Here is a 20,955-nt window from a genome sequence, read left to right as displayed (position 1 = left end):
TCTTGATGCGTGGAGCATCAAGCGCAGTGCGCGACGGCCTGCCGCTAGGCTCAAACATAATTCGATTTAAGAAGAAAGACCGATAACAATGCCACGCAGGCGATCGCAAATAACGCCAATAGGCGACGAGCCGTCGTTGGCAAGTAGCCCCCGCTCAACAAAGCGTCGTAGACTTTCCCGGACAGTCAGACGCCACCAAGGAGAAGCGAATCTCTCCACCCGCAAAAAAACAAACTGAGGCCCCAGGGTTTGCTGAATTGCTGCGACAAACAATCCTCATGCAAGAGCCTTCACATCCGTATAGAGTGCCCTCAAGTGAGAGGAACCCATATCCAAAATCGGCTCATACATAAACGAGTTCAAGTGTATATTCTCTGGAGTCATCAAATTCACTTGTTCTAGCTTTTCAATTTCCTCCGGGGTGCCAAGCACTCGGTTCTTGTACTCCTTGAGGAGCTCGATGGTTTGATTTTGAGTAATCGCATCGACGAAAGGTTGATCGTTTATGCGCTTAATCATGTGCTTTTCCGCAATCAATCGAATTGCAATGGATATAACGATCTTTCTTTCCAGCTCAATATGTTCGTCGGCGTCAACCGCAATCTTTTCTGCCTCCTCGATGATAACGGAGATCACGGCTTTGTTCGCAGGAGTAAGCACTAATGCCGCTTTATCGGTCAAAATTCTTTTGTAGATGACACACAGATCATTAAGAGTGATCGTGTCCGTATCCTGCTTGACGTGCAGTAGCGAAGTCAGCGTCAAATAATCCGCATTATGACCGCAATATTCGGCAAGATTTCTAACAAACGGTATAGCTGAGATGCAATAAGAGGGCTCACTCAGGTTATCCCTCCAGAACATAAATGGATTTTTCTGATATTTCTCTTTACTGAGAGTTAACCTTCGCCCATTCTTGGCAGCCATCAGCTTGCATTCGCGCTTCAAGTTGAGCCTTCCACTGATGCTTCTGTAGAAGTCAAAGTTATGAGACAGAAAAATACAATAGAAATTTCCCGAATTGGAGATATCTTTTAAGTATTCAATGATCGCATACTTGTTCTTGTAGTCAAACGAATCAGCAATATCATCCACCAGGAGAATCGTAAAGCCGCCTTGCTTCTGCCTAGACTGAATCTCAAAAAGGATGTTCAAGATGTACAGCGCACGTTTTTCACCTTGGCTGAGCACTTTCAGCAAAGAGTCTCTTGGAACTTCACCTTCACGCTCGCCATCGGAGAACTTGAATGCAATCGACGGCTTCGTTCCTTTCAGGATGACATCCTCCTGATTTGAAACCGACATCGTGAACGGCACAAAGAAGCGCTTGTTGAAGGTTGCTACAACCTTTTCCCAATCTGTCCGCTCTTCCCTTGCCTGTTTGACGGCTGCTTCAATGGTAACTTTGCTCGCCCTGTACTGGGCCAAAAATTGATCAAACAACTCCTTCTGGTTCGCAAGATATGCAATCCAGAGATTCTTCTGAAGCTGCTTGAAGTTCTTCAACTCAGGCAATATTTCCTGATTATCAAACAGGTAGTCTCGAAATTTTCTCAGCTCTACATTCTGGATCTTCCTGTCAATCGCATCAAACTTGCTCGCAAGACCTTTGTCAGTGAAGATCTTATTCCTTTCTTCCTCAATTTTTTCCGCCAACTCGGCGGCAGAGGTTACCTCTTTCTTGCCACCTTTGGCATTTAGATTAATGGTGTGCTTTGCAGCGAAGAAACCGTTGTCGGTTAACTGTTTATTTACAGTTCCAGCACTGTAGTGATTGAACTGCTTGCTGAGCACATCGGATTTCGATACCAAGTCGTTGTATCTTTGAATGTATTCTTCGAGCTGATCCTTGATTGCTCCCGATTCAAGAAGCACTATGGTCTTGTCGTTGAATATCTCGCTGTAGACTAAATCCGCCAGCTTGCTTGGCGCTGTTTCTGTGACCTTCTGCTCCAAAGACTCCAGCAAATTGGTAATGCTGGTTGATTCGAACGATTTCAGGAATTCAGTTTCCGGGGTGAGTGTCCGGCCTGTCAAACCGGAAAGCTGCTTGAGTTTAGTGAAAAGTGCACTCAACTTTTCGGAAATCTGTTTGAGCGCATCATCGTATTGTTGCTTGATCGCACCATTAACCAACAACAAAGAAGTGCGCTCCGAAGAGAATTCTTGATTGTATGGCTCTATAACAAAAATTGAATCTGGAGCTACGCTTGCTCCAGTCGCGTCTGTAATGGCTCTACTGGAGATTCGATCTGTAAAAATAAGATCAACCGAATCTCTTCCTTTAGCATGATCATCAAAGGTCTTTGAGAGCGATGTCTTCATGAAGCCATTTGGAGCGTAGATCGCATAGCCGCTGCTGGTTGTGAAATCGAAACAGTGCGTCAACTCACTAATGCCGTAGCAGTTTTTCAAATCTATGTTCAGCTTCATGATCCCCTCTCGCAGAATTGTTATTCCACCTTGGATAATTGGCGCACGAGATTATTGCGTTTCCAAGATTATGGAAGCAGTCACGCGGTGAAGCAACCCACTCCCACACCGTTTCTTCACCCAGGCAACTCCGCCGGGCAGTTGCCGCGTGCCTCGCATACGTCGATGATTCGCTGAACGAGCTCTTCCGAGGTCAAGCATCGGTAAGGCGTATAGCGGTCCACACTATCCGCCGACTTGCTGGGTCGAATGACCCATTTGTCAGATTTGCCTTTGCCAATTTTGGGCAGCTGAGCCATTGGTATGAACCAAGTCGCGACAAAATGTGTCAACTCTTCGTTAGCCAGCGCAGCGACCAGATAGGCCCGACGAGCCTCGTTGAACGTGGCTTGCCGAACTTCGAAGTGAACGACATTCCCCCGCTCATCCGAGTTCCGTTTACGGATAGTCACCGTGCGACACTTCAACTGGATTGCGACCGAGTTGCCTGTCAGCTTGTCAAAAAACAGAACGTCCAGCCCATCATCGTCGGCAAGCGGCTGAAATGGCGATAGGCGGCCATCACTGGCCTTCATGACAGCATTGGCCAACAGATTCTCTCCGATGGCTCCGACTTGGGTCGAGGACAGGGGCATTTATCGATTCATCGCAGTTTAGGCAATCTGACCTGTTCCTGATGAACTGTGAGAGCAGGTCATGATGTCCATTCACACTTCGGGTCGAAGCGTACTCGGTCACTACCTGGCGCATCCAAGACACGCATAGCTACTTTTGCAGCAAGTCCCCCAGAAATTCCGACTCCGGCTTCACCGCGGAGACATGCAATTGATCGCGGGCACGGGTGCAAGCCACATACAACAACTGGCGCTCGGTGTTGTAGATTTCGGTAAGCTCGGCCTCGTCGGCGGCAGTATCGATGCGCACCTGTGAAGGAATGATTTCATCATCGCAGGCAATCACCGCGACCACACGGAATTCCATACCCTTGGCCAAATGCATGGTAGTGATGCTGACGAAGCCCTCTTCTGTCGCCATGTCCTTGCCAAGCACGCGCCCCTGCAGGCCGGCGGCTTTTACGGCCGCCTGTGCGCGAAACAGTTCGCTTTCGGATCGGACGAAGACGCCGATTTCCTGTGGCAGCACGCCGCTGCTGTTGCAGTGCTTCAACCATACGCCAACGGCTTGGCTTTCCGTCTCGGCATCGGCATAGCTGCAAATGGTCGGCTCCGGCCCATTGAACACGGAAATCGTACCCTTGCGGCTTTCGACGTTTCCGTCCCCATCGGATACCTCGGGGCCAAGCAGTCGGTCGGCCTGCGAGCGAATCTGGTGTGACGTGCGGTAATTGATATTGAGCGTACGCGAGCGACCACGCACATCAACGCCAAGATGTTTCCATGAGAATGGCGTCTGGAAGATGCGTTGGCCGAGATCGCCAGCGAAGAAGAGTGCGTTGGCGCGGTTGCCGGCAATCGCCGCAAGGAAGCGCAATTGTTGCACGCTAATGTCCTGCGCCTCGTCCACCACGACGTAATCGAATACCGGATGCTTGCGCTTGGGCATGACTTCGGCAAGCTTGGCGAACATTTCAGCGGGAGTAATCTTGCCGACCTGTTTCAATTGCGCCTGCACCTGGGCGAACGCCTGCCAATACAAGACGCGCTGCGCTTCCGGCAGGCGTGTCTTTCGGCCCAGCCGCTTGGCGTCCCGGTAAGTCTCCCAGTCATCGACCTGCCAGGTGTCCACCACGTCCTCCCATTCGGATAGCAGGAATGCAGCGTTGGCTTTCAGGCCATCGACCTGCATGGCAGCAGTCTTCAGCAGTGCGATAATTTCATCTCGGCCAGCAAATGCCGGTTTGCCGAATTCCGCCGTATATAAGCGAATGCCGATGGCCTGCATCGCAGCCACGTCGATACGCTCGCCGAGCTTGGGAGTGTTCCAGATAAGCCGGTACAAATTGCCGCGCAGCGCGTTTGCCAGCGTGTCGGAAAACGTGGAAAGCAGAACGCGCGCGTCTTCGTCCTTGCGTGCCAGATGCACAGCGCGGTGCAAGGCCACCACGGTTTTGCCCGTGCCCGCCGAGCCGGACACGCGCGCTGCGCCGTTGTAATTTCGATCGACGAGTTGCCGCTGTGCCGGATGCAGGAACACTGTCCACTTGTCCCACGGATACTCCAAGGCGCGGGCCAACTCGTCCATATCGGACATGATTCGGAAGCGGCGTTGCGCATCCGGATGCTGGAACGGATCCGTTCCCTTGCCCGCAACTTCTGACAATACCGGGGTGCCGCCAGTCGCCAGTTCAAGCAGGGCTTCGGCCGCTTCGCCGGGCAGGTGGTCGGCCAGTTCCAGCAGCGAATCCTCGTCGGCAGCCTTTACATCGGCCAGCCATTCCTGCGGGACGCCATAGGCAAGCAGTTGCGCATCGCCGAATTTTGAGAACAATTTCGGCTTCTGCTGCGTGGCCGGCGTGCTGTCCTCAACGTACTTCGGAACGAGGACCTCCTCGACACGCTCCCGAATTTCGACGAGTTGTGCAGCCCCGGTGGTCGGATGCACCTCCAGCTTACGTCGTTCAGCCCATTGGTAGGCCTTGTCGTGGTGATCGACGTAGCACAGCAGCAAACTGCCGGTGGTCTTGTGGACGATAAGGCGGATATCCCGGCTGACGCGCACCGACCAGAAATTCGGGTCTTTGGCCCGGTCAAGCTTATGAAAGCTCATGCCCTTGCCGCTCGGATCAACCTGCAAATCGAACGCGGTGGTCTTGGCAGCCTTCTGCTCATCGCCGCTTAAGCGGGCGAGGCTGGTGGTAAACGTATCAGCGACGCGGAATTCCATCAGTTCACCCTAAATACCTTCATCACCTCATCGCCGAGGTGATTGATGACCTTCACCGCAAACCGCCCGTTGCTCGGCTTCGAGAACGGGCGCGAGGTGTCGGAGTTGAGTGTCGCCCAAGCGTCGGGGTCGATTTCAGCCTTGAGAGTGGTCTTCAGCGCCTTGTACGGGTCGTTCGCGCCAAGGAAGTAGGCATGGCGGACGAAGAAAGACTCCTCGTTGTAGTCGGTGTCCAAGAACCAGCAGGCGATACCTTCTGCTCCGTCGCTACGCACTTCGCCGGTGCTGGGATGGAATACGTCCACACCGTTGATGCGCACCACCAGTTGCCCGTCGGCAGGTACCTCAATGACGTCACGCTTGCCGTCGTATCGGCGAATGCTGCGGCCCTGTGTGTCCAGCACGTCGACATCCGGCTCGCCGAAGATCACGAATAGATTGCCCTTGCCGGTGTTCTTCAGGTCTTCGGCCATGTGCAGGTCAGCGTTCATACGCGCCTTGAGCACGTTGATGCGGCCCAGCTTGCTGAACTCGCTGGCAGGTGCATCGTAGTTAAAAGCGCAGGCGAGAAGTACGTCGAAGTTGGCATCTCCAGCCTCGCGGGCGGCATCCACGAGATCAGCTCGGCTGACGGTGCCGAATTCTGGGCCGACCAAGATGCCGGCACGCTTCACCTGTCCGTTTTCCAGGTAGCGGCCTTCGGCACAGATCAGTTCGCCCGGCCACGGTTCCAGTGATGTGAATTCGATCTTGTCGGCCTTATGCGCCTGCTGCACACCAGCGGTGCGCAGGTTAGCCAGGATCAGGCTGGCAAAGTCCTGGCTGTATTCGGCTTGGGCCTCGGCCACATGGTCAATAAGGTTGTCTTCCTCGTCCACACCCAGCACACGGTGCGGCGAAAGCGATTCGACGGTAAAGGGGCCGGCCACGCGCACGCGTTTCTTGTCCTCATACGGTTTGTCGTAGAGGAACTCGAACTCAGCCTTGGCGTCGATGGAGGCGTCGATTTCCTTTTGCCGGGCAATGCGTTGCTGCCACCAGTCGGCGTGCAACTTCTTGGCTTTCGCGCCCCACTTCGTATCAACTTCGCGCGGAATTTCCCACTCCTGCCACTTCTTGCCCAAGGCCTCATTCAAGGCTTCGCGCAACGGTTCCAGCACGGCCTGGAACTTATCCCAGATGACGTCGATCTCGGCATTGTTGGCGATAGACTTAAGGGTGATGTGCGGCACGCGCTCATAGACGAAGCCGTGGGCAATGTTGCCGTAGGTAAGTTGGCTGGACGGGGCGCTGCGCGTGATTTCGCCTTCCTTCAACTGGCCTTCACGAGAATCAGCGAGTAGGTAGAACGGGTAGCGCGCGCCCATAATACGTGCACGGGCCAACGCCAGCGCAACGCGGCTAGTATCGATGGTGATCCAACGGCGCCCCCATTGTTCGCCAACGTAGGCGGTCGTGCCGGAGCCGCAAGTCGGATCGAGCACCAAGTCGCCGGGGTCGGTGCTCATCTGAATACAGCGTTCGATGACTTTTGTTCCGGTTTGCACGACATAAACTTTGTCATCAGTGAAAGAGCCGGTTCCTGTGTCAGTCCACACGTTCGAGAAAGGAATCACGGGAAAATCATCCAAGTAGCGAATGTATTGAATCGTGCCTTTTGACGTGGGCCAAATACGCTCGCCTTTCGAGAGACGGGACAGGCCGGTTTCATCCGTTTTAAAAGTCCCTTTCCCCGGCGTGTAGCTCCTACCGTTAAAATCGAATTTCCTCACATCGCCGTCACCGGCAATCCGAGAACTCGTGATATTGTCGGGACGAAACAAACGCGCGCCCTCGGGAATCAGGGATGAATCCTTCTTCTGCTCACCAGTGATCCGCACGCTCGACCCGTCATTGAGTCGAAGCAGCGAATAAACCTGCTCGGTTGAGCTGCCAGCAGATTTATCTTGATAAACAGCACGGTATTTGCATTTAGAGGAATCTTTTGCGAACCAAATTAGATAATTCGATGCAGCCGCGAGATAGTCACCTGCACGGCCAGTTGTAGTTCGAAAAGCGATTTGGGAGATGCAATTCGATTCGCCAAAAACCTCATCCAGCAGCGCGCGCACGCGATGCACATTCTCATCGCCAATCTGCACAAAAATCGAACCGCTTTCGGTTAACAAATCCCGCGCCACCATCAACCGGTCTCGCAGATAAGTCAGGTACGAATGAATGCCATCACGCCATGTGTCTCGAAACGCCTTCACCTGCTCCGGCTCACGGGTGATGTGGCTGGCGTTACCGTCCTTCACATCGCGACTTGTGGTTGACCACTGGAAGTTACTGTTGAACTTAATCCCATACGGCGGATCGAAATAAATGCACTGCACCTTGCCGCGCAACCCCTCACGCTCGGCCAAACTCGCCATCACCTGCAAGCTGTCGCCCAGGATCATCCGGTTCTGCCAATGCCCCTCGTGTTGGTAAAACTCGGTGCGATCCGCACCTTCGGGCAGACCATTGAAGTCGCCGAACAGATCTAACGTGCCGGTCTGCGGTGCGGCGGCTTCGCTGACGCGTCGCAGATCATCGATCAGAACCTTGGGCTTCACCTTCTCCTGGATGTACAGCGGCGGCGCATTGACGACCAGATCTGACCAGTCCTGCTGATCCTTGCCGCGCCAGACCAGTTGTGGGTCGAGGTCGCGGTTGCGCTGAGCCTTTTCGTCATCCAGCCCATTGTCGCCGCGCGGATACTTGACCTTCACCGGCGCCTGCTCGTGTTGCTGCATCACCGACTGATGCTCTACGGTCGGGATGTTCTTGCGTTTAGCCTCAGTATGCGTGATCTGCTCAATGCTCTTGCCGGGCATCTGCGTTTTCTTGGTTGCCATCTCAGTGTTCCTTGTTTCCCGGCGCAGCCGCTTCAATCATCTGGTTGAACTTCGCCTCGACCTCCTTGGCGAAGTCTTCCTGCATTTCGTACACGTCGCCGAACTCGACGAAGGCCCAGCGGCCATGCGTGCCGAGGTGGTTCACGCCAGGAATCCAGTAGGTGTCCATGGTGGACTTCTTCTCCTTTGCATCCTCGCGCCGGTAACCCTTGATCTCGACGATCAGGTTCAGCGGGTCGTTCTTGCCACGTCCGTCGTCCACTTGCACGATGAAGTCCGGGATGTAAATGCGGTTGACCGAGCCGAAGCGGTAAGGCACTTCCAGGCCGAGGTTGTGGTTCTTGGTATAGGCCAGCACCTTAGGGTGCGACTCAGCGACACGACAAAATTCGCCTTCCCATCCACTGTCCAGGATCACCCAGTTCACTTGGTTTTTCGGCTGGTTCTCCACCCCGAGGGTGTCCCAGCGTTCGCTGCCCGGGCGCGAAGTGTTGAAGCGCACATGCGCAGTGCTGCCGGTCTGGTTGAACGGGTCAAGGATGGCCTTGACCTGCCGCCCCTTTTTCAGCTCCTTTGCGGTGATGCCCTTGGTGATGCGCTGGCAGGCCATGTCCGCCAGTTCGCGATACATCAACTGCGCTGGGTACGTTTCGCCCTTGCATTCCAAGCACTCGTCCAGCCACTGGCGCACGATACGCTTGAGCTGACCGAACAAGGCAATCGGCGCATCCTGGCCTTGATCACGCCAATGCTGGAACAACAGGTGCTTGGTCAGCTCCATCAGCAAGGTGGACTGACGCACGTCTCGCAAATGCTTGATGTCCAGCTCCACCGCTTCGCCGATGATGCCAGCGTTGTGAGTCTTGGTCGCGCCGACCATGTCTGGCGTCAAGGCGAGGTGGTGATCGTCGTTGAATTCGGCCTCGAGTTGTTCGTCTGGCAACTCGACGCGATAGCCCTGCACGCGCGGAAACTGGATTTCCAAATAGTCGCGTTCCGGGCGCAGCGCCTTGACAGTGACGGTTTCGCGGGGCGTGGGAGGAGGGGCAACGACCGGCTTGGCGGTGAAGTCGAAGGGAATGCCGAATACGTCGGCATATTCCACGTCGAACAGGCTCGTGTTTTCGTTCAGTTCATAATTCTGACGGCGTAGGGCACGGCCAATCACCTGTTCGCACAGTAACTGTGTGCCGAACGCACGCACACCGAGGATGTGGGTAACGGTATTAGCATCCCAACCTTCCGTGAGCATGGACACCGACACCACGCAGCGGATTTGTTCGCCCAAGCGACCCTGCTTGCCAACGGTGTTCATCACCTCTCGCAGCAATTCGCTGTCACTCAGGTTCTCTGCCTGGCGGCGATCGCCGGTGCGCTCAATGATCTCGCGCGTGAAGCGTTCGATCTCGTCTGCGGCCATACCTCGGAAGTTATCGTCGAGGGCCTCGCCGGATTCGAGTTGCTCGCTATCGATCAGCAAGGTATTCGGACGCGCCAGCGGCTCGCCATGCTCGTCGAAGTTGCGGAACAGTTCCAATCGCCCCGGCACGCGCGTGATGGAGCCATTTTCATTCGTGCGCTCAAAACCGGAGATGTAATCAAACACCAGTTTGGAAGTAGCAGTGTTGTTGCACACCACGATAAAGCATGGCGGCACATTGATGCCTGCGTGCTTCCAGGCCTCGTAGGTTTTGAGGTAGTGGCCGTACAGGGCTTCCAGTGCGGTCTGCAATTCCACTGGGATGGCCAATGGATCGAGCTGGGCGTTCTTGCCACGCCCCTTCTTAGGCATCTTTTTGCCGATGTGCTTCCAGAGATCGCGATAGATGGGCATTTCTGCGCCGGGGATGTTATCGGCCACCGGCACACGCGGCAATTTGACGATGCCGCATTCGATGGCGTCCATCAGCGAAAAATCGCTCATCGTCCAAGGAAACAGCGTGCCTTCCACATAGCCGGAACCGGCCAGGAAGAAAGGTGTGGCCGACAGGTCCATCACCTGCTGCAGTCCCAGCTTGCGGTTCACTGCTTCCAGGCCAGAAATCCACAGCCGTGCAGCTTTATTATTTTCCTCGGCCTCGGCTTTCTGATCTTTATCAAGATCCTCGTCGTCCTCGGAAGCGTGCGGCTTCTCTCGATAGCAATGGTGCGCCTCGTCGTTGATGGCGAGAATGTTCTTCAGTCCCATCAATTCCGGCATGACTCGTTGGAGCATCTGGCCCTCGGTTTCCAGCGTGTCCAGCTCGTTGCCGGTACGGCCTTGCAGCAAGCGGCGGCCTCCCTTGGACAATTCCATTCGCTCGCGCAGCTTGAAAGCGTGGTAGTTGGTGATGACAATCTTCGCCTTGTCCAGATCAGCCAGCATTTCGCGCGGCACGATCTCGCGGTTGGCGTAGTAGCTGTCCACATCGTTGGGCAGCAGCACGCGTAGGCGGTCCTTGATGGTCAGGCCCGGTGCGACCAGCAGGAACCCACGAGTGACTTTCTTGCTCTGCGGCTGCCGCACTGCATTGACTGTCTGCCACGCGATAAGCATGGCCATGACCGGATTCTTGCCAGCACCGGTGGCCAGCTTCAGCGCCAAACGCATCAGGCCGGGATTGGCATCGTTGCTGGCCTTCTTCAGCTGATCGAGAAAGCGGTCACCGTTCTTGCCGAGCTGCGGGGCGACCTCGGTCAACCAGATAGCTGTCTCGGCCGCTTCGACCTGACAAAAGAATGGGCGCACTCCGGAGAACTTGTGGTTACGCCAGTGCTCCAGCAAACGGGCTGTTTCAGGCGTGACGCGCCACTGCGCCAGTGGCAAGCGACGCCAAGCATCGACCTCGCGCCGCACTGCATTGATCAGCTCCGAATGGCGGTAGCGCTGCCCGTCGTCAGCCAGATTCTCGACTTCATCCAGCGCCAGAGTAGCCTGCTCGCCGTTGTGCCGGCGTGGTTTCGGAATCGGGCTAATGAAGCTGGATGCTCGGCGTGACTCGGCGATTTGCTGCGTAGGTTGTCCCTCATCGTCGAGTTCCCAGTGCCGAGAGGGGTAGCCGTAAGGAGAATTGAGAATAGGCTGCTTGAAAAACTGGTCACTCACTTCTTTAGTCCCCTGATTTTTAGGCTGTTTCGGGGCGATTCAAAGCACGAGGCTCTGATTTTCAGCCGCCCCCCCGGCCGGCCGGTTTGTTCGAGGCCTTCATCCAGCAAGCGGCTGATTCGGTTGATCAATTCCATCAAGATCCCCTTACCCACGTCTTCCCGGCTGACTTAGACATTCTTGGTGTTGATGGTGGCTTAAAGTTTCGCGAGATTGTATCGCGTCGCGGTGATCTTCTCTCCGCTCGCCGTCGGCGGACGAGGCGTCGGACCTAACAGTCGGATCGGTCCAGTATGCCCGTATACCTCATACATCCGCACAATCAACACTCTGCCACTGCGCTTCCATTCGGCGACTCGAATCGAGCATCAGCAGCCATTGACGCTGCCACACAAAGTGCATTGCCCCCGGGGAGGAGTCCAGACACCGACAACACTAGAACTGCGCAGTCACCCGAAATCCGACTGTGAGGCGTGCCGTCAGAAATCCAGTCGACTTGCAGACCGGTGTGTCGGCACCGTGTGCACCAACCTGCGTCGCAACGCTGCCCATTCTTGCCGGTACGGTGGCTCGCAGCGCATCACGACGTCCCGATCGTTCGCGGGTACAGTACCCCGCTGCCGCAAGCGGCTTTCAGTGGGAAATTGGCTGCAGACTCATGCCCCAAGCCGTACGCCGTGCCAAGACAACAATGGATTTTCGCTCTCGACAGCCAATCGTGATAGTTCGCGGGTCTCGCATGGCAGCGATCAAATTTTATCTATTGAGACCCTCTCCCTCAATTCAGAGCCCTCCATGCTTCCGACCGTTCAAGAAACATATTTTAATTTAGGCCATCGATAATTTAAAAAAATATTTGTTCTTTATTCGTCATATTTTCTCGAAAATCACTCATTGACCTTCGCCTTCTTCGATCTTATTCTGCAAAAATTCGAAGAAACCTTGTCGTTGAATCTCACGTGACAGAATTTGGAAAATTTGTCCGAGCTCGCCGCAAAGTGCTCAAGCTCACGCAGACCGAACTCGCACGCCGACTCGGCGTGGACGACGCGTACATCAGTGCGATCGAACGCGGAGTTCGTACGCCCGGCGACATGGTCTTCATCGATCAGTTGGGACGAGCGCTAGCACTCGATGTCAGTGGTCGGCTCGAACTGGAGGAGGTCGCAGAAAGCTCCAAGCGTCTGCTGCGCTTATCCGACCCGCTACCTCTGTACAAGTATCGGGTCATAGCTGCTCTGGTCGGGGACCAAGCTTTGACGGAGGCAGACATGGAGACGATCGCAAAAGTACATGCAGCGATCGTTCAGATTCGGAACGCTACGGCATCCACCGTGAGCATCGATAGTGGAGGAGCTATGTAAAAACAAAAGCGCCACAAAACCAGAAGGCCTGTAGCGCTTTTGGGATCAGAACCAGAAAAGATTCGTCACCGAGCAAGTACGAGTCTCCACCGATCTGATCTCGGCGTCAAGCCCTTCTATCGCCCTTTGATTTGCGCGCCTTCAGGATTCAACGACTTTTGGTTGAATCTCAAGCACCGCTCGTCCATTCTTCGGGCCGAATTCGACAACGTACCGTTGTCGAAGGGGCGCGCTTTCTCAATCGCTAGCGTCTATTGCAGACGCGAGGGAGCAAACTCGTGCCAGAATCATCATCAATTTCTTCGTCATCACGCCGGCCGCGCCGCATCGTGACAGTTTCTGGTCGCGGTGCTCGAGGGATATTCCCCAGCCGAAAGTCGGCCAAGCCAGCGCAGTACGAAAGCCTCATCGAGGAGATGGCACTTCGGTTCTTGGAAGTCGCCCCTTCAGTCAAGTCAATCGCGACTCAACCACAAGTATTCGAATATCTCGACGGTACCTGCAGGCGACGTTACACACCCGACCTAAAAATCGAAACGACCGTCGGTGCAATATTTCTCGAGGTCAAGGACGACCGGTCAATCACCAAGCACTCGCAAGCTACCGTTCGAGTTTCATCTGCCGCCCGACACTTCCGGCAACGTGGCGTCCGCTTCCACCTTGTACTGCGAAGTGACCTCGTCAGCAACACCCTTCAGCGTCAACTCGAACTGCTCCTCAAAGCGCGCCCAATGCCCGGCAGGTATCGGCCAAACATCGACGCAACCCTCTGGGATCCCGAACACGGATCGCATCCGCCTGCAGAGGTGCAGCAGCAATGGGAAAGCGCCAAGCATGAGTGTGACGCTCTGCTCCAGCGGATCATGAAACGCGACCCAGACGACCTTCTGCCTGCCTCGATTCGTTAACTGGAGAATCACCATGGCAAACTTCATCAAGGATCAAATCGTCTTCCGGGGCGAAGGTTCGTTCCGCATCGTCCGCGTTCAAGGCGACATCGCACAACTGGAAAACACGGTTACGGGGGAGTTCTCCAGCCACAGTGAGGCTGAGCTTCTGGAAGAATATTTGCGAGGGTATCTTCGTACTACCAATAGCAAACAATATCAGCGCCCCCCGAAACGCACCGCGTTCAGCGACGCAATAGAGGCCAGCACTTCGGCCGGCGACCTAGGCGATTTCGAATTTCGTCGACGCATCAACTATCTAGTGATGCTCGATCGGATGGATGCATTCGCGGGTCGTCGGTCTGCACTACGCAAAGCCATCCAAAAAGTCGCGATAGATCTCGTCGATCTGAAACCGCCCCATGAGACCACTATATATCGGTGGCGCCGCCGTTACCGCATCGCTCAGTTCGATATCCGAGCACTTTTCGCTCGGGTGGAACATCGAGGAGGAAAGACAAAATCGAGACTAGATCCAATCGTGGAGGGCATCATCCACGAAAAAATCGAAACAGCCTTCCTCAATAGCAAAAGGGGAACCGCAGAAGAAGTTCACAACGCGGTGTTCCTCGAGATCCAACGCCAAAACACGCTACGCATCGAGTCAGAGTGGCTGAAGGTCCCAGGGCTCAGGACAGTTCAAAGGCGCATCCACGACCTCGCCGCATACGATCGAGATGCAGCTCGCTTTGGCGTACGCGAGGCTCGACGCCGATTCGCTGACCAGCATCGCGCACGACAAGTCACGCGAATCCTCGAGATCGTCGAAATTGACCATTCGCCGATAGATCTCATGTACGCGGACGCGAGTGGTCGTGCCATCGATAGACCGATGTTCACGGTCGTCATCGATCGATTTTCCCGATGCGTTCTCGGCTTCTGCATCAGTTCGGCAGGACATGGAGTTCACGCTGTATTCGAAGCGCTGCGGCACGCCATGATGCCCAAGAGCTATCTACGAGAGCGCTTCCCGGAGTTGGATATCGAATGGCCATGCCACGGCTGGCCTGAGCGCTTGCTCATGGACAATGGGCGAGAAATGCACGCACATGCAGTCGTTGACGCCATGAACAACTTGGGTGTGGTCTGCGAATACGCAGCATCCCGTGATCCGAATGACAAGCCTTTCGTCGAGCGATTTCTCAAAACGTTCAACTACTCTTTCATACACAAACTTCCTGGCACCACCCTCGCGAAGGTCCATCAACGCATCGGATTCAAGGCAGAAGACGACGCATGCCTGACGTTCGAGAAGCTCATCGAAATGGTCCATATCTGGATCACGCATGTTTACCACCTGAGGCCCCATAAGGGCCTAGACGGTCGCACGCCGATCGACGTTTGGAAAGAGGCTGCCGCAGTGAATCCTCCATTATTGAAATGCAATGCTGACGATCTCAGCATTGAATTCGGCGAGCACGCTGAATGCAAACTACAGCACTACGGCATTGACCACAACGCCTTCCGTTACACCTCACAAGAACTACGCGCCCTGCGGCTCATGCTGCCGGCTAAATCCACCGTGCATATCAAGGCACCGTACGAAAACGCTGGTGTGATCTACGTATGGGACCCGATCGAAAATCGGTACCTCAGCGCACGCAACACTGATGACCAGTATCAGAATCTGACGGTCGAGCAAGCCCAAGCTGTGAAGAATCGGTACAAAGATTCTGATGCTCACCAACGAACTCGGGCCAATGCTGAAGAAATGATTCGTGAGATGAGCAACGACGCGATGCTGTCGAAGAAGCTCAAAGACCGAAAGCGTGGTGCACGTCAGGGACACATCACGTCAAAATCAGCTAACCGCCCCCAAGTCCCTCCCTTGACGCAACAATCCGATATCAACTCGGATATGTTTTCGTCGAATTCAGATGAGCTCATCGACGCTGATCTCGATTCCTTTGATATTGAGGTGGACCGTGAAAATTGATCCCTTTCTTGCTTTAATTATTAAGGATACCAGATCTAACTTCGTTTACTTTCATCACGTCAAGCGCGTGCTCGCAAGATTGGAACGTTTGTACGAATACCAGTGCATGCATGAGGAGGCGGAGCACCTCATGCTGATAGGCGAGTCTGGCGTAGGCAAGTCGACTCTCCTCAGCAATTACACTCGAAAGCATCCGGTCATTGAGCACCAGGAACTCACCGAGATACCGGTGCTTTACGTACCACTCGGGCAAGCTCCTTCCCCCAAAACGATGGCGAGCACTATGCTCCTTGCACTCGGCGATCCCAAGTGGAATCTTGGAAAGGAAGTAGACCTAACAGCTCGACTCGTCTTCCTGATCAAAACATGTCGTGTCAGAGTAGTCATCGTCGATGAGGTCAATCACCTGGTGGATCGCGGTGGAGAAAAAACCTGACATACCAGCGCTGATTGGCTCAAACGTCTAGTCGATGCAACTCGGGTGTCGTTTGTCCTTTCTGGCATCCCCCGCAGTAGACGCGTACTCGCAACCAACGATCAATTGCGTGGACGCTTCAGAGAAGTCGTCGAAATAGAACGCTTCTCCGTCGCAACCAAGTCAGCCGAACACGAGTTCCGAAGCGTACTGAATGTTTTCAAGGGATATCTGAGAAACCTGCCCACGGTGGACATTTCGAGCGAGGTCATGGCCAGGCTATTCGCCTTTGCAACTGACGGGCGCCTTCGCGACATTCGTAGGCTCTTGGTTCGCGCCGTCGAATTGGCTTATGCCCAACCGCACCCGAAGCTTACCGTCGCGGTCCTCGCAGACGCGTTCCGAACTGTCATCTACCCAGGCTGCCCTAACAATCGAAATCCATTCCACAAACAGTTCAACAACATGCCACTTGTGAAGGGTGACGAACCATTTGCACCTGTGGAGCGATAACATGAATTTCACGATTCCATGTGGTCAGCCATTGTATCGTCCGGCTCCTCAACCGGATGAGTGGTCCGAAACGTACCTATTCAGGGTTGCCAGAGCAAACGGTACATACCGACCTCGGCTGTGCGATATCGAGAGGATTCGCCCCACGCTCGCGGTAACGGCTGCGACCAAATCAACTGGCTATCCGGTTTGGGGCGATTACGCGCTACCCCGTTGGAGCGTTGTCACCCGCGCCAACAAGATTCGGTATTGCCCCGAGTGCATGCTGGAGTCACGGTACATCCGATCACGCTGGCGCCTAACGCGGCTCGAGATGTGCACAATCCATAGTGTTCGCCTCAAAGATGATCTAGCCGAACCGGTGATGACGCTCGGCTACAAGCGATCCGACAAATATCTCCTCACCGAAGTGACGAATGAACAGCTATGTGAAGGCGCCGTATGCCCCATGCCAGTCGAGAGGCGTCACTATCAGCGACTATGGTCTGGTTTCGAACGCTTGATCGTCGACGGCCAAGTTCCGCAGGCGTACGCTCAACTCACGTGCATACTGTTCCTGGAAGCGCTGTTCGACGCAGTTGCGGTAGCCGTGGAAAAAGTCGGATATCGGCAAATTGACGTCCCACGATCGACCCGAATCGCCGAGATAATCGAAAAAAAACAGCTCTCGTTCGAGCCGGACTTGGACGGCATACGTGCATTTTTGCAGGAGGCTACGGGCACCCCAAGGCTCACGATACTTACCCGTCTTCGTCGCATGCTGCTTGAGGAGCCTCATCGACCAACCTGCTTGTCAAAGCTACCTATCGAAGAGCTGCGACAAAGATACTTTATGAGCGATTGGTCGGACAGTACTGCGGCGGCCCACCAGTCTCGCCCCAATTGTCACGGTGTACCACACGGCTATGTCAGGCTCCATGAAGCTGTGTTGTCCATCGGATGCCCGCATGGCGTTCTGAAGCACCTTGCACTGAACAGGCTCGGTTCAGATGCTCGCATCGTCGCATATGGCATGACTTACCAGACCTATCTTCCGCGGCGGACCGTCGAGGCGTGCCGGCGATGGTTTGCATCACTGGTTCCTTTACGGCACGTACACGGCAGATCGCGCACTGAGCACCGAGGATACGCTGCGCTTTCGGCTATGGGATTGCTTCGTCCCGTTACTGTTGGTACACACACTTTCGTTCGGAAATCGGATGTGGCTGACGCCTGCAGAACCTTAGACAGCGTATCGCGGCCATTTGCTGCTGGTGGCACTCTACTCTATCCACTCTTCGGCCAATGGATGTCCTGGCACCAGCGCCCAATGACCGCCTCGCTCGCTTTGGTAAACGAGGCACTTAGTGGAAAGCTACCGGTTTTCAAAAAAACCGACGATACCGGGCTATCGGCCTACTTCATCGATCAATATGCAGTCGAACTCCTCCGGAAGCTCAGACGCATAGAAACCGCGCGGCGCAAGTACGAAGAGCGCATGCCCGGCCAGCTTTCATTGTTGTCGTCATGAAGCGTGAGCCGGTCCATGGCAAACATTGGCACACCATTGGAATGGCCCTGTTCTCGGGTCATTTTTTGGTGCGCCCCTCAGCACATTCCGATGAGAGTTTTCTAGGCTATCGCTTACGTGTCGCATTCGCGAACGGTCTTTCCAGCCCTAGTTGGCTCACCTACTCCGAGCCTGACCTACCGAAGACTCACGGCGTTGCTCGCTGGTGCCCGTACTGCCTCGCGGCATCTGATAGCTACTGGCGTGATGATTGGTACGCAGAGAACACCGGATGCTTCGTTCACAAATGCTGGCTCACTTCGCAATGCGCGATGTGCAGACGAAGGTTGCGCTGGAAACACGTTCGTTTCGCGACTTGTAGTTGCGGCGCATCGCTCCAAAGCGCGGAGGTTGACGCATTCTCGGATGATGTCCTGAGGTTGCTGAATGATCAGTTCGAGATCGATGCTAGCCTGCTATCTGCTTCCGACCGTTGGAGCCTCGCCCGCTTTCTTGGGGCATTGTCTGTGTTCGGACTACGCGGCAAACCATTGAAGAAGGCCTCGCGGCGGTCAGAGAATATCGAGCGAATCGTCGTGACGGCAGGTGCACAATTGATGGGCAGTCGCTGCGATTGCTTCGGACTTCTGAATCGCCTCCGCGCTCCTCGAACCGAGGGGCAGAACGTCCCGCTACTATCAGAAGCGTTTCCGCAGTTGCTCGTCATGTTGCGCAAGCATTTGAAAGACGCTCAGCGTCAGTGGATGCTCGATCTATTAGACCAATACGTAGAGCATACGTCCGGCAACGAACCTATGGTCGCCAGGGGACGAAGGAGCACGACGGCTCCGGCAATCACTGATCGGCATGGTCGTCGGCTAATCGGGAGCCGAACGATCGCCAATATGCTCACCCAAGCAGGCGAGGTAGTGCCGATTCGACAAACTCGGACGGGACGAATCAGGTTTGTGGTCAATGAGACCGATGTTCAGCGTCTCATGGAGATCCAGAGGTCGCTCGTCGCCCCGACGACTGCTGCGCGCTACATTGGAATGTCGGTCAAACGTATCGAGGCACTTACTAAGGCCGGTCTCATTGATACAAACGAAAGATTGGTCAATACGAAGTCCCTCGATCGCTTTCTCGATAGCATTCTGGCTGCTGGCGGCCAAGACGTTCGCCCCCTTGACGATCCGATTAGCATCGCCGAGGCCTTGCGGCTGTATGTCTCTATTGACGCATCCGTCGCCTTCTTCCGTCTGCTTGCCGACGGCAAAACGCGCCTTGTCATTGCGCATGACCAAACGCCGACATTGCGAACAATTTACGTCGATAAGGGCGTCGCAATTTCGGCCAATCGAACTCAATCGGAATCCGAGACGCTGATGTCCATCGTTGCAGCTGCTCGGCGGCTCGGCATCAAACAGGAAGTGATGTACCACCTCGTCAACGCCGGACTCGTTAGGACGCAAATCGCTAGACTGCGGAATCGAACAACTCGAGCGATCGACATTGACGATCTGCGAGACTTCACCGCAACATTTCTACCATTGGCAGTGTTCGCACGGTCGGCGGGAGTCTCCGTGCGAAATGCGCCAGATTGGGCAATACAGCATGGCATCGAGATCGTCACGGGTCCATCAGTTGACGGCGGTCGACAGTACTGGATCCGCAAACCAGTCGGCTGGGACAGATCTGCCAACATAGAATCGGACGATTGACGAACCGCCGTTCGAAGATGGTCGGGTTCACGCTACGAGGCCAAGTGACGACCACCATGCAGCTTGCCTGCATGATGCGGAGATGTCAGATGTTGATCAACCGAGTGCGCAAAGCTAGCGAGACAATGATGCGAGTTTACGTCGACACTGAATTCACTGATTTCATCGACTGCGACCTAATCAGCATCGCATTGGTCGCCGAGGACGGCCGCGAGTTTTACGGTGAACGCAACGATTTCGATCGACGCACCTGCAGCCCGTTCGTCCATGAAGCGGTGCTGCCACAGCTAGGTCAATATCCTGATCGCGTGTTCTCTCGCGAGAACCTCCGGTCTGCTCTCTGCGAGTGGCTCCGACCGTTCGAGCGCGGCATCTTCTGCATGGACTTCCCAGGGGACTGGGATCTTCTCGTAGACATCTTCGACGGTGTACCAAATGGCTGGCAGGGGCTGCTTGTCCGTGATCAGGCAGACCAGGTCCGGTTGGAGTCCTACTACACGCAATTCGGCGGTCGCCACCATGCGCTACACGATGCCCGTGCTCTGCGTTACGCGATGCACGATGGAACGCCATCTACTCATCCCACGAAATCGAGCTCCGACTGACATCGATTGTGATCACCTGGGAGACGAACTCATCAATCCGTTGAAGTACCGCAGGATCGTCTATCCCGTGGGCCGGATCGCATACGACGAGACGGGATTGCAGATCTGGGGCAGATGCAAATTCCTTTGGGGCGTCGTCCAGAATCAGGATATCGCCCAGCATCAGTCGGCGCCTCCGGATATAGTCCGCTATCCGTAGTGAGCGACTCTCGATGCGTCGATTCGTGAGATAAATTTTGGCAGCCTCGCTCAGCTCGCGCAGATACTCATCTTGCAGGTGTTTGAGGTCGAACATATAGATCCAGGTGCTATGGATTGCGAGGTCGACTGCTTTCCCTCTGACCCGTTCGGCCAGCTTGGTCTGCAGTGAACAAACGCCCTGTCCGACGATCACCGGCCCGTTGGGCCCGTATTCGAGCTCGCCCACAGAATTGGGGTGTAGAACTCCATCGATGTCGAGGACTATCGTTGCCCGCTTGCTCCTTGCGGAACTCACCCCTACGGACCACTACGACCACGCCCGTTCCGCGACCGTGCCGGCGGGGCAGCATGCTTCTTCCAGCACCTTTCTATGCTACTCGATTGTTCTCGCTGATACTCACCTAGCCGGCCCGCGGCCACCACTCTTCTGCCCGCCGCACCGCTTGGCGCGAGCGCTCCGCCCATTACATCCTCATCTCCTCCCGCCCTCAAGTATCTCGTCAAGACTCCCCTCTCCCCCCAC

General features: G+C 55.0%; 13 protein-coding genes and 2 pseudogenes. 7 read left to right on the top strand and 8 right to left on the bottom strand.

Features of this window, described 5'->3' with window-relative positions; translation table 11 throughout:
* Window positions 1-276 precede the first annotated feature (276 nt).
* The 6 genes and pseudogenes from G3O00_RS20755 to G3O00_RS43435 all read right to left on the bottom strand — a co-directional run.
* Entirely contained in the window at window positions 277-2,433 is a 2,157-nt protein-coding gene (locus G3O00_RS20755) for a hypothetical protein (RefSeq protein ID WP_206144162.1), read from the bottom strand.
* Window positions 2,434-2,549: 116 nt separating this feature from the next.
* On the bottom strand, window positions 2,550-3,023 hold the full coding sequence (locus G3O00_RS20750) for a hypothetical protein (RefSeq protein ID WP_206144161.1): 474 nt from the start codon (window positions 3,021-3,023) through the stop codon (window positions 2,550-2,552).
* A gap of 175 nt (window positions 3,024-3,198) precedes the next feature.
* Window positions 3,199-5,277, bottom strand: a complete 2,079-nt coding sequence (locus G3O00_RS20745; protein ID WP_206144160.1) for a UvrD-helicase domain-containing protein — start codon at window positions 5,275-5,277, stop codon at window positions 3,199-3,201.
* Complete coding sequence (locus tag G3O00_RS20740) at window positions 5,277-8,156, bottom strand: site-specific DNA-methyltransferase (RefSeq protein ID WP_206144159.1); 2,880 nt, start codon at window positions 8,154-8,156, stop codon at window positions 5,277-5,279. Before G3O00_RS20740 ends, G3O00_RS20745 begins: the two co-directional genes overlap by 1 nt.
* A gap of 1 nt (window position 8,157) precedes the next feature.
* On the bottom strand, window positions 8,158-10,884 hold the full coding sequence (locus tag G3O00_RS20735; protein ID WP_206144169.1) for a DEAD/DEAH box helicase family protein: 2,727 nt from the start codon (window positions 10,882-10,884) through the stop codon (window positions 8,158-8,160).
* 792 nt (window positions 10,885-11,676) lie between these two features.
* Window positions 11,677-11,790: pseudogene (locus G3O00_RS43435) on the bottom strand (peptide transporter); the annotation flags it as partial.
* A gap of 410 nt (window positions 11,791-12,200) precedes the next feature.
* Here G3O00_RS43435 and G3O00_RS20730 point away from each other — a divergent pair.
* Both G3O00_RS20730 and G3O00_RS44140 read left to right on the top strand, forming a co-directional pair.
* Window positions 12,201-12,605 carry a helix-turn-helix transcriptional regulator gene (locus G3O00_RS20730; protein WP_206144158.1) on the top strand — a complete coding sequence of 135 codons (405 nt, stop codon included), beginning with the start codon at window positions 12,201-12,203 and terminating at the stop codon, window positions 12,603-12,605.
* A gap of 416 nt (window positions 12,606-13,021) precedes the next feature.
* Window positions 13,022-13,210: pseudogene (locus G3O00_RS44140) on the top strand (hypothetical protein); the annotation flags it as partial.
* 9 nt (window positions 13,211-13,219) lie between these two features.
* On the opposite strand, the gene G3O00_RS20725 reads toward G3O00_RS44140, so the two are convergent.
* Window positions 13,220-13,540, bottom strand: coding sequence for a hypothetical protein (locus tag G3O00_RS20725; RefSeq protein WP_206144157.1), 321 nt, complete (start codon window positions 13,538-13,540; stop codon window positions 13,220-13,222).
* On the opposite strand from G3O00_RS20725, the gene G3O00_RS20720 reads away from it, so the two are divergent.
* The 5 genes from G3O00_RS20720 to G3O00_RS20700 all read left to right on the top strand — a co-directional run bounded on the left by G3O00_RS20720 (window position 13,527) and on the right by G3O00_RS20700 (window position 20,231).
* A complete protein-coding gene (locus G3O00_RS20720) occupies window positions 13,527-15,488 on the top strand; it encodes a DDE-type integrase/transposase/recombinase (RefSeq protein WP_206144156.1) in 1,962 nt (653 codons plus the stop codon). The two genes, G3O00_RS20725 and G3O00_RS20720, sit on opposite strands and share 14 nt — an antisense overlap.
* Window positions 15,478-15,924 carry a TniB family NTP-binding protein gene (locus G3O00_RS43430; protein ID WP_346778989.1) on the top strand — a complete coding sequence of 149 codons (447 nt, stop codon included), beginning with the start codon at window positions 15,478-15,480 and terminating at the stop codon, window positions 15,922-15,924. The genes G3O00_RS20720 and G3O00_RS43430 overlap by 11 nt, the downstream gene beginning before the upstream one ends.
* An 856-nt stretch (window positions 15,925-16,780) precedes the next feature.
* On the top strand, window positions 16,781-17,926 hold the full coding sequence (locus tag G3O00_RS20710) for a hypothetical protein (protein WP_241025255.1): 1,146 nt from the start codon (window positions 16,781-16,783) through the stop codon (window positions 17,924-17,926).
* A 419-nt stretch (window positions 17,927-18,345) separates the two neighbouring features.
* A complete protein-coding gene (locus G3O00_RS20705) occupies window positions 18,346-19,626 on the top strand; it encodes a hypothetical protein (RefSeq protein ID WP_206144154.1) in 1,281 nt (426 codons plus the stop codon).
* An 89-nt stretch (window positions 19,627-19,715) separates the two neighbouring features.
* Window positions 19,716-20,231 carry a 3'-5' exoribonuclease gene (locus tag G3O00_RS20700; RefSeq protein ID WP_241025254.1) on the top strand — a complete coding sequence of 172 codons (516 nt, stop codon included), beginning with the start codon at window positions 19,716-19,718 and terminating at the stop codon, window positions 20,229-20,231.
* On the opposite strand, the gene G3O00_RS20695 is transcribed toward G3O00_RS20700, so the two are convergent.
* Complete coding sequence (locus tag G3O00_RS20695; RefSeq protein WP_206144153.1) at window positions 20,200-20,727, bottom strand: HAD domain-containing protein; 528 nt, start codon at window positions 20,725-20,727, stop codon at window positions 20,200-20,202. The genes G3O00_RS20700 and G3O00_RS20695 overlap by 32 nt on opposite strands.
* Window positions 20,728-20,955 lie beyond the last annotated feature (228 nt).

It is taken from the genome of Burkholderia sp. Ac-20384, assembly GCF_017104605.1.
GTDB classification, from domain to species: domain Bacteria; phylum Pseudomonadota; class Gammaproteobacteria; order Burkholderiales; family Burkholderiaceae; genus Burkholderia; species Burkholderia lata.
This window is presented reverse-complemented; position numbering and strand designations above follow the sequence as displayed.

Bases quoted from the DNA above. Each gene is read 5' to 3' on its own strand.
- G3O00_RS20755 (WP_206144162.1), bottom strand. From the start codon at position 2,433: ATGAAGCTGAACATAGATTTGAAAAACTGCTACGGCATTAGTGAGTTG.
- G3O00_RS20745 (WP_206144160.1), bottom strand. From the start codon at position 5,277: ATGGAATTCCGCGTCGCTGATACGTTTACCACCAGCCTCGCCCGCTTA.
- G3O00_RS20740 (WP_206144159.1), bottom strand. From the start codon at position 8,156: ATGGCAACCAAGAAAACGCAGATGCCCGGCAAGAGCATTGAGCAGATC.
- G3O00_RS20720 (WP_206144156.1), top strand. From the start codon at position 13,527: ATGGCAAACTTCATCAAGGATCAAATCGTCTTCCGGGGCGAAGGTTCG.
- G3O00_RS20725 (WP_206144157.1), bottom strand. From the start codon at position 13,540: ATGAAGTTTGCCATGGTGATTCTCCAGTTAACGAATCGAGGCAGGCAG.
- G3O00_RS20710 (WP_241025255.1), top strand. From the start codon at position 16,781: ATGACGCTCGGCTACAAGCGATCCGACAAATATCTCCTCACCGAAGTG.
- G3O00_RS20700 (WP_241025254.1), top strand. From the start codon at position 19,716: ATGTTGATCAACCGAGTGCGCAAAGCTAGCGAGACAATGATGCGAGTT.